Consider the following 9,658-nt stretch of genomic DNA (forward strand, 5'->3'; position numbering starts at 1 on the left):
GTCAGGAGGATCATGCCGCCCTCCTGTCGATCTCGGGCTGGTCGGTCGCGACCACCCCGGCGGTTTCCGGGAGGAAGGCGAGGAGCCAGTCTGCCGCCTTGCTGGCCTGGCTCGCAGCCCGGACGATGGCGCGGTTGTCCTCGCGCAGCACCTCGAGCCAGGAAGCCAGGTAGTTGGCATGCCGCACTGTCGGCACGATGCCGAGCGAGGCGCAGCAGAAGGCCGCATTCATCTCGGCGACCAGCTCCTCGAAGGCGTACTTCTTCGTCCCGAAGGAGCCGGAAAGGTCGCGGCCGAGCCGCGAGGCGTGCCCGGTGGCATGGCCTAACTCGTGCAGCGCCGTGCGGTGCCAATTGATCGGCTCGTAGTAGGCGCCCGGCGGCGGCACCGTGACATAGTCGTGCGCCGGCACGTAGTAGGCGCGGTCGCTACCGATGCGGAAGTCGATGCCGGAGGCCTTGATCAGCGCCTCGACAGTCGGCTCGATCATGCCAGGCGGAGGCGGCGGCGCCTCGACGGTGATGTCCTCCGGTAGGCCCTCGCACTGCGCCGCGTTGAACACAGTGAAGCGCTTCAAGAAAGGGATCGCCTGCGCCTCTTCCCCAGTGTCGCGTGCGCGTTGCTTCTCGTCTTCGGGCACGAAGCGATCGGCATAGACCACAGTTGTGCCGTGTTCGCCCTTGCGGACATTGCCGCCCAAAGACAGCGCCTGCCGGAAGGTGAGCCAGCCCTGGCCCGGATAGCCGTGCTGGACCACGGCGCCCCAAAGGATCAGGATGTTGATGCCGGAATAGGCGCGGCCGGTGCTGGCATTCTTAGGCAGGCCGAGCGGCGCCTGAGCGCTCGACGTGCCCCAGGGCTGCACCCAGGGGAAGCGGCCGGCTTCGAGCTCAGCGATGATCTTGCCGGTGATTTCGTCGTAGAGGTTCGCCCGGTCCGTGCCGGTGCGCCTGGAGCGATCATTTCTGGACATCGCGGTTCTCCGCGACGGGCGCCGGAGGCCTCTCCTCCAGCTTTCAACCCGTCACGGCAAAGCCGGGCCGCACTCTCGCTCTCAGGGGGCGTTGCGGGGTCTCCCCGCAGAAGGGGGTGCGTCGGCAACGAAGTGCCGACCAGGGGGAAGAAGCTATGGGGCGGGCGGTGAGTCTCTGACATCATCGCGGCAGCAAATTGCTGGAGAGGAATTGCCCCGATGAATAGAGTTGAAGATTTGAGCCGGTCGCTTTTGCCCTTTGATCAGGAAAAGGCGGTAGTCGCGGTTATAGAGCTGAGCAGCACAAGTTGGCTGGTCGCCGGCACGCTGCCCGGAATCGCTCGCAGGCCGCTGAAGAAATTGGATCCAGATCCCGCTGCGCTGAGCCGCCTGCTCGATCGGTGGTGCGAAGAAGCAACCAGCAAGGGCAGGCAAATCGACCGTGTCATCGTCGCTTATGAGGCTGGACGTGACGGTTTCTGGTTGGCGCGCTGGCTTCAGGCGCGCGGCATGGAAACACATGTTATTCACCCGGCCAGCGTCGCGGTGTCCCGCGAACACCGGCGATCCAAGACTGACCGTCTCGACACCGCGATGCTGATGCGTGTCTTCCTCGGCTGGCTGCGCGGCGAACGCGGTCATTGCGGAATGGTCGCCATTCCTTCACTGGCCGAGGAAGATGCCAGGCGGCCAAGCCGGGAACGGGAGAAGCTGGTTGGAGAGAAGACCCGTATCATCAACACGATCAAGGCGGCCATGCAGCGTCTAGGAATCCGCGGGTTCAATCCCGCGCTGAAACGTGCGGCGAAGCAGCTCGAATCTCTGACCACTCCCGACGGCGATCCTCTGCCACCCAATCTGCGGTCTGAACTGCATCGCTATCTCGAGCGCCTGTCAGTGGTCAGGGAGCAGATAGCCATGATCGAACGCGAGCGCCTGGTTCGATTGGAGGCCGCGCCGGACAAGAAGACAAACGCCATGGTTCTGCTACTCACGCGCATTGTTGGTGTCGGCATCGAAACGGCCGACATGCTGGTTCAGGAACTTCTGTCCCGGAATCTGCGGGACCGGCGTGCCGTCGCGAGATATGCCGGACTGACCGGCGCGCCAGATGAAAGTGGTGCGAGGCGACGTGAAAAAGGGCTCTCAAAATCCGGTAATGCACGTGTGCGTCGCGGGTTAATCCAGTTGGCGTGGCGGTTCCTCATGTTCCAGAAAGGGAGTGGCCTCGCGCAATGGTATCGGCGACGGACTGTGGGCGATGCACCGACACCGAGAAAGAAGATGATCGTCGCGCTTGCCCGAAAGCTGCTAATTGCCTTCTGGCGGATGGTCACGACCGGTGAGCTTCCGGCCGGCGTTGTTCTCCGTCCTGCCGTCTGACGGAAGAGGCATCGGTTTTTGGCGGTCGACCGAAAGTCGTCTGCCGATCAGGAATCCGGGGTGGCGGTGACACGAGGAACGCCATGGCTGCAACGCCGAGGGAAGAATGTGCCCGCCGCCTCGGAGACTCGCCCTCGAAGCGAATGGCTGCTTCATGGTCCAGGTTCTGCGTGAACCTTACCGAATACAAGGTTGCGGTGCGATTACAGCACCCCAAAGGCGAGCTCCCCCCGGAATACTGAAAGCATCGTTCGTGGGACAAACACGCACGACCCGACTGCTCGCTATCGAACCGAGCCACAACAAAGGAAACGCCTATGAAAAGCGCTTGACTCTGGAATCCCCATACAAGGCTTTCCCCGTGAAGGCACGCACGCAACGAGCAGAATCGTAAAAGCGGAGAGTCTTGTTTCAGAAAGCGAGTTCGGCCTGCCGCGGCTCGTCCCACAGACGAGCCTTGAAGGTTCGAGGCGGGAGCGGTCGGAGCAACTCATCCTCTCGGCAGGTCCGATCGAGCCATGCCATGCGATCCTCGCGGCGCAGCACGGCCATCTGACGATCATGGAACGGCGCGACATCAGCGTTCGCCGCGATCGTCAGGATCGCATAGGATGCTGGCCAGTGCGGTGTCTCCGGGCGCCAGATGCCCGCGAAATAGAACCAGTCGCCGTCGGCGAGCGAGAAGCCGTAGTGTTTGCCGCGGCTGCGATGCCGGAACTCGGAGGCTGGCACGAGGCAGCGGTGATCAGGAAAGGTGCGCCCCTCTGCGCGGATCACCGTAAACGGACGGCTGTTCGGCTGCTCTGGTTGAAGGCCCCAGGGCAGCTCTACCATTTCGACGTCGCCGCCGTTGCGTCGGATGACGACGCGCCGCTGCCCGATCGATGCTACGGAGTCGAAAACGCTTGGGATCATGAGGATGTGAACATAACAAGAACAGTGAAATCGTGCAAATAGGAAAGGAGAGCTTGGACGGTGTGCAACGACTATCGCCTGCACGTGGACGTCGCCTCCATCGTCGAGGACTTCGCCGATCTCAAGATCAAGATCCGCTTTGCCGAGGGCCGACCCAATATCGAGGCGCGCGACGACATCAAGATTACCGATGTGGGGCCGATCATCCGGACAGTCGAGGGCGTGCGCGGTGAAGGCGATATGGTGCAACGGCGATGGAGCTGGCCCGGACCTAACAAGCGGCCGGTCTATAACTTCCGGTCCGAGGGTCGGGAGTTCTCATCGAACCGCTGCCTGATCGTCGCTGACGGCTTCTACGAGTTCACCGATCCCAAGGACCCGAGGAAGAAGCGCAAGGACAAGTGGCTCTTCACGAAGAAGGACGAGCCGCTCTTCTGCATCGCCGGCATATGGCGGATGACGCCCGAGGTCGGCGAGGCCTTCACCATGCTCACCATGGAGCCCGGCCCTGACATCGCGCCGTATCACGACCGGCAAATCGTGATCCTTGAACGCGATGTCTGGGAGGATTGGCTCGATCCATCCGTGCCGGCGAAATCGCTGATCAGGCCGCTCGCGCCAGGAGCGCTGCTCGTTGAGCAGGTCGGCTAAGCCGAGCTACTGGGCCGCAAACCTCGATCATGGATGCGGCACGGCGCGCACGACCTGGCGGGCGGGCTTGTCCTGCCGCTCGCCCTGATAGGAGACCTGGCGCAAGAGGTTGTCTTCTGTCCAGGTAAGGTAGGTCACCTCGACGACGAGTTCGGGTTTGACCCAATGCACGCGTGACACCTCAAGCGGTGAGCCGAAACGGCTCTCGCGGGGCGGCGGGACGTCGAGCGGCATGCGTGACGTCCTCAGCGGTCCGAGCCTGCGGGCCAGTCGTTTGAGCTCGGCGAGCGTGATCCCGGTGCCGACCCGCCCTGCGTACCGCAACGTGCCATCATCGGTATAGTAGGCGAGCAGCAGCGCGCCGATATGCGGGCGGCTGCCTGTGGGGTCGGTCCACCCGACGACGACAAATTCCTCACGGTTGAGGCATTTTGATTTTACCCAGAGGCCGCGGTCGCCCGGCGCGTATGGCCGATCGCTCCGTTTGGAAATGGCGCCCTCGAGTCCCAGCCGGCAGGCGTGCTCGCGAAACTCGGGGCCGTTGCCAAGCACGTGTTCGCTGAAGCGGAGCCCAGGCATGGGTTTCGAGAGCGCGGCTTCCAGCTGGGCTTTGCGCTCAATGAGCGGCAGCCCCGCAGTGTCGTTTCCGTTCAAGAACAGTAGATCGAACGCAAAGAATACGAGGTCGCCTGTGCGACCCTCGTCCATTGCCGCTTGCAAGCGGCTGAAGGAGGTTACGCCGTCGGGCCGCACTGCGCACAGCTCCCCGTCGAGATATGCGCTCTCGACCGGGAGTTTGCGGAGCGCCGAAACCGTGGCTTGGTAGCGATGGCTCCAATCAAGGCCCGTGCGGGTCAGCAGTCGGATATCCTCGCCATCGATGCGCGCGTGAATCCGATATCCGTCATACTTTATCTCGTGAAGCCAGTCGGGACCGTCAGGGGCTTCGTCAACGAGACGCGTGAGCTGCGGCGCGATCCAGCCCGGCGGACGCTTTGCGGCCGTTTTGTCGCTCCTCGTTATTCTTCGCGCCATTCCGCCGTCCTTCTGCGGAGCTGGTCGACAAAGTCGGCGGATCGCCCGCACTCAATCGACAACCGTTTCATGCGCGCCAACTGTTGCGCAGCTGCCCAGTAACATCAGTGGAAATCCCGGGTCTTCACTCTGATCGTATCGATGAGCAGGTCCGGAATATAGATATCCCGGGTACGCAAGCCCTTGGGCGGCAGCTCGCGCCGATCCGGACCGCCGGCGTGCGTGACCTGGTCGCCGCGTCCATGTGGCACCGGAAACGGCGCGCCGCGCTCACCGACGCTTGCCAGTTCAGCAGACAGATCAGTGAAGCGCTGCGCGACAAGATGAACAACCTCGCCCTCGCGTTGGATTCTGCCGCGCACGGCGATCATGCCGGCAGAGAGGACGGTGCGGCGGTTCGCCTCGAACACCTGGGGCCAAACCACCAGGTTTGCGATCCCGGTCTCGTCCTCGAGCGTGATGAACATGACGCCCTTGGCCGAGCCGGGCCTTTGCCGCACCAGCACGATCCCCGCGGCTTCGAGCCAGCGGCCGTCGCGCGCCTGCATCGCCTCGGAACACGAGACGATCCGGCGCCGGCGGAGATCGTCGCGAAGGAAGATCACGGGATGATTGCGCAGCGAAAGTCCGACGTGGCCATAGTCCTCAACCACCTCGCGGCCGGCCGTCATCGGCCGTAGCGCGACAGTGGGTTCAATGATCTCTGGGACGCTATCGTTCTCGCGCATGGATGCGGCGGCGAAGAGCGGCAGTGGCTCGTCGCGCAACGCCTTGATCGCCCACAGCGCCTCGCGACGCGCCAGGCCGAAGGACGCACGAAACCCGTCCGCCTCGGCGATCTGCGTCAGCGCTGCGACCGGGACGCCGGCCCGACGCCACAGGTCGTCCACAGAGTAGAACGGCCGGTCCGCCCGGCAGGCGACGATCGCGGCCGCATGAGCGTTGGCGAGGCCCTTGACCATGCGCAGGCCGAGACGGACGGCGAAGCGATCCTCATTCTCGGTCGGTTCCAGCGTGCAGTCCCAGCGCGACGCGTTGATGCAGACGGGACGTACTTCGACGCTGTGCGCGACAGCATCGCGGACGATTTGCGCTGGCGCGTAGAATCCCATGGGCTGGCTGTTGAGCAGGGCCGCGCAGAAGACGTCGGGGTGCCAGCATTTGAGCCAGGCGCTGGCATAGGCGATAAGCGCAAAAGAGGCTGCGTGGCTTTCCGGAAATCCGTAAGAGCCGAAGCCTTCGAGCTGGCGGAACGTCGCCTCGGCGAAGTCGCGATCGTAGCCGTTGGCGACCATGCCTTCGATGAGCTTGGTCCTGAATGAGCTGACGCCGCCCGTGTGCTTGAAAGTCGCCATCGACTTGCGCAGCAAGTCGGCTTCGCCCGGCGTAAAGCCAGCGCATTCGATCGCCACGCGCATGGCCTGCTCCTGGAAGAGTGGAACACCAAGGGTCTTGCCCAGGACCTTCTCGAGCTCGGGTTTCGGATAGTGCACGGGCTCGAGACCCTCGCGCCGACGCAGATAGGGATGCACCATGTCGCCCTGGATCGGGCCGGGCCGCACGATCGCGACCTGCACGACGAGGTCGTAGTAGGTCCGCGGCTTCAGACGCGGCAGCATCGACATCTGGGCTCGGGATTCGATCTGGAAGGTGCCGAGCGTGTCGGCTTTGCGGACCATCGCGTAGGTGCGCGGATCCTCGGCGGGAATGGTAGCGAGGTCGAGATTGACGCCTTTGTGCTCAGCGAGGAGGTCGAGGCCGCGCTTCATGCAGGTGAGCATGCCGAGTGCCAGGACGTCGACTTTCATGAAGCGCAGGGCATCGATGTCGTCCTTGTCCCATTCGATCACTTGCCGATCGACCATCGCGGCCGGCTCGATCGGCACGAGGTCATCGAGGCGGTCGTGCGTCAGCACGAAGCCGCCGGGATGCTGACTGAGGTGTCGGGGTGCGCCCATGAGCTGGCGGGCGAGGTCGAGCGCGAGGCGCAGGCGTCGGTCTGAGAGATTGAGGTTCAGCTCCGCGACGTGCCTGTCGGCAACACCTTCCTCCGACCATCCCCAGACCTGGCCGGAAAGCGAGCGGATGAGGTCTTCGGGCAACCCCAACGCTTTGCCGACGTCTCTGATGGCGCCCTTGGTCCGATACCGGATGACGGTCGAGCACAGCGCGGCATGGTCGCGACCGTAGGTGTCGAAGACCCACTGCATGACGATCTCGCGCCGCTCGTGTTCGAAGTCGACATCTATGTCGGGCGGCTCGCGCCGCTCCTCCGAGACGAAGCGCTCGAAGAGCAGGTCGTTTCGGCCCGGATCGATGCTGGTGATGCCAAGCACGAAGCACACGGCGCTGTTGGCGGCCGATCCGCGGCCCTGGCACAGGATGTCGCGCGAGCGGGCGAACCTGACGATGCTGTTGACCGTTAGAAAGTATGGTCCGTAGCCGAGCTTCTCGATCAGCCGCAGTTCGTGCTCGAGCGTCGCGCGCACGCTGTCAGGAAGCCCTTCGGGATACCGCTCGACGGTGCCGGCCCAAGTGAGCTTCTCCAACATCTGTTGCGGCGTGAGCGAGGGGTCGTCGCGCTCCTCTGGGTATTGATAGGCGAGCTCGTCGAGCGAGAAGCGGCATCGCTCGGCGATTTCCAGCGTGCGGGCCAGGGCCCGGGGATAGCGGCTGAACAGCCGGTGCATTTCTTCAGCCGGCTTGAGATGGCGGTCGGCGTGGCGCTCACGACGATCGCCGAGCTCGTCGATGGTGACGTTGTGGCGGATGCAGGTCACGACGTCCTGCAGCATACGCCGGCCGGGCTCGTGAAACAGGACGTCATTGGTGACGACGGCAGGCACCTGCAATTGCGCGGCGAGGTTCGAGAGCTCGTGAAGCCGGAGCTGATCGTTCGGCCTACGCCGCAGCGTGAGGGCCAGATAGGCACGATCGCCGAAGGCCTCGCGCAGGCGACGCAGGCGAAGCCCACATTCATCGTCGGCGAGGTCCGGCACCAGCACCGCGATCAGCCCGTCGCCATAGGCGACGAGATCGGTCCATTCGAGATGGCACTTGGCCTTGCCGGCGCGCTTCTTGCCAAGCGAGAGTAGGCGGCAGAGCCGCGAATAGGACGGCCGGTCGGTCGGATAGACCAGGACCGAAATGCCGCCCGCGAGATCCAGGCGACATCCGACGACGAGGCGCACGCCCGTCGCCTTCGCCGCCTCATGGGCCCGCACGATGCCGGCGAGTGAATTGCGATCGACCACGGCGAGCGCTTCGATTCCGAGCAAGGCGGCTTGGGAGAACAATTCCTCGGCCGACGACGCGCCGCGCAGGAAGCTGAAATGCGAGGTGACCTGAGCTCGGCGTAGCGCTGGGTGCTCATCCGAACACCCCGTGCAGATACCAGCGGTGCGAGCCGGTCGACGCATCCTCGCCGTCCCCGGAACCATAGACCCAGTAGCGCTCGCCGGCGTCGTCCTCGATGCGGAAATAGTCGCGGACGGCTGCGAGCTCGGCATCCCGCTTCCACCACTCGCCGAACACGCGTTCGGGACCGTCGGCGCGCTTCACCCTGCGGCGGATGCCACGCCAGGTGAAGGAGACCGGCGGGTGATCCGGGAGGAGCGCGACCGTCTCGATCGGCTCCGGCCGCGCGAGCAGGCGTGCGGGCCTCGGCCAGTGGTTCGGCCACGTCGCGTCGCTGTCGGGCGCCATCGCGGGAATGCGACAGACGGAGCGCTCGGGCACGTCGCTCGAGACGGGCGCGATCCGATAGATCGCGCGCTCCCCCACGCGATTGGCGAGCGTGTCCACGAGGTCCGAGATATCAGGTGCAGTTTCCTCGACCAGTGAGCTCATGAGCTGCCTGCGCACGAGCGGCTCGGCGATGGTCGCCGCCAGCGTCATCACTTCGATGCCGAAGCCCGGATCGATGGTCTCGATCCGGTCGCAGAGCAGCCGGGTCAGGCGCTTGCTGTCCCGCACCGGCTGCGCGGTGCCGACCCGCACGGCCTGAACGCGGTTGTCGACGCGGTGGCAAAGGAGATCCAACCTTCGCACGCCGAGGCCTTTGTCCTCGAGCGCGCCACAGAGGCCGACGACGAGCTTGCCGATGTAGCGGGCAATCGTCTCGGCGGCACCGATCGGCTCCGCAAAGGCGCGTCGCACTTCGATGAGATCGGGCGGTCGGATAGGCTCGATCGGTTCGGCGCTCTGGCCGAGAGCCTGGTCGAGGCGCCGTCCGAGCTCGATGCCAAAGCGCAAAGTGAGTGGGGCGCAGGGCTGCGCAAGCAAGTCACCAACGCGCTCGAAACCGAGAACACGCAGGTCCGCGGACATCGAAGCAGGAAGGCGCAGCGCTTCCAGCGGCAATTGGGCGATGGCAGATGCGCCGTGTCCGGGCGGCGCGACGAAGGTCGGTCGCGCCACATAGCGCGCCAGCGCATGGGCCGCGCCCCAACTATCGGCGATGGCTGCGCGCGCAGCGACGCCCGACATCGCCAACCGGCCAATGAGCGCGTCGAGCATTGCCAGCTCGCCGCCATGAAGATGATCGGCGCCGGTCGAGTCGATGACGATGCCGTCCGGCGGGTCCGCAGCGACGATCGGCGCGAAGCGCTGCAGAATCCACAGGGCGAGACGGTCCAGCGCGTCGACGTCCGCTGCCGGATCGGCGTCCCTGATAATGAGGGCCGGCACGAGAACCTGGGC

The 9,658-nt window shown here is 64.7% G+C and carries 7 protein-coding genes; 2 read left to right on the top strand and 5 right to left on the bottom strand.

Features of this window, described 5'->3' with window-relative positions; genetic code table 11:
• Positions 1–10: 10 nt before the first annotated feature.
• A complete protein-coding gene (locus EOA86_RS09870; RefSeq protein WP_128341431.1) occupies positions 11–973 on the bottom strand; it encodes a zincin-like metallopeptidase domain-containing protein in 963 nt (320 codons plus the stop codon).
• Positions 974–1,210: 237 nt separating this feature from the next.
• Between EOA86_RS09870 and EOA86_RS09875 the strand changes: the two genes are divergently transcribed.
• Entirely contained in the window at positions 1,211–2,356 is a 1,146-nt protein-coding gene (locus EOA86_RS09875; protein ID WP_245497206.1) for an IS110 family transposase, read from the top strand.
• A gap of 411 nt (positions 2,357–2,767) precedes the next feature.
• On the opposite strand, the gene EOA86_RS09880 is transcribed toward EOA86_RS09875, so the two are convergent.
• Positions 2,768–3,271 (bottom strand): SOS response-associated peptidase, encoded by a 504-nt coding sequence (locus tag EOA86_RS09880; protein WP_128341435.1) that lies wholly within the window; start codon positions 3,269–3,271, stop codon positions 2,768–2,770.
• A 60-nt stretch (positions 3,272–3,331) separates the two neighbouring features.
• Here EOA86_RS09880 and EOA86_RS09885 point away from each other — a divergent pair, with 60 nt between their 5' ends.
• Positions 3,332–3,922: an SOS response-associated peptidase gene (locus EOA86_RS09885; protein ID WP_128341437.1), complete on the top strand. Its 591-nt coding sequence runs from the start codon at positions 3,332–3,334 to the stop codon at positions 3,920–3,922.
• A 27-nt stretch (positions 3,923–3,949) separates the two neighbouring features.
• On the opposite strand, the gene ligD is transcribed toward EOA86_RS09885, so the two are convergent.
• From ligD to EOA86_RS09900, 3 genes are all read right to left on the bottom strand, one after another.
• Positions 3,950–5,008 (bottom strand): non-homologous end-joining DNA ligase, encoded by a 1,059-nt coding sequence (gene ligD, locus EOA86_RS09890; RefSeq protein WP_128341438.1) that lies wholly within the window; start codon positions 5,006–5,008, stop codon positions 3,950–3,952.
• 53 nt (positions 5,009–5,061) lie between these two features.
• Positions 5,062–8,376, bottom strand: coding sequence for an error-prone DNA polymerase (locus EOA86_RS09895; protein ID WP_128341440.1), 3,315 nt, complete (start codon positions 8,374–8,376; stop codon positions 5,062–5,064).
• On the bottom strand, positions 8,327–9,658 hold a 1,332-nt coding region (locus EOA86_RS09900), incomplete at its 5' end, for a DNA polymerase Y family protein (RefSeq protein WP_164891655.1). The genes EOA86_RS09895 and EOA86_RS09900, both read right to left, overlap by 50 nt.

Source organism: Mesorhizobium sp. M5C.F.Ca.IN.020.32.2.1 (genome assembly GCF_004023105.1).
Lineage (GTDB): Bacteria > Pseudomonadota > Alphaproteobacteria > Rhizobiales > Rhizobiaceae > Mesorhizobium > Mesorhizobium wenxiniae.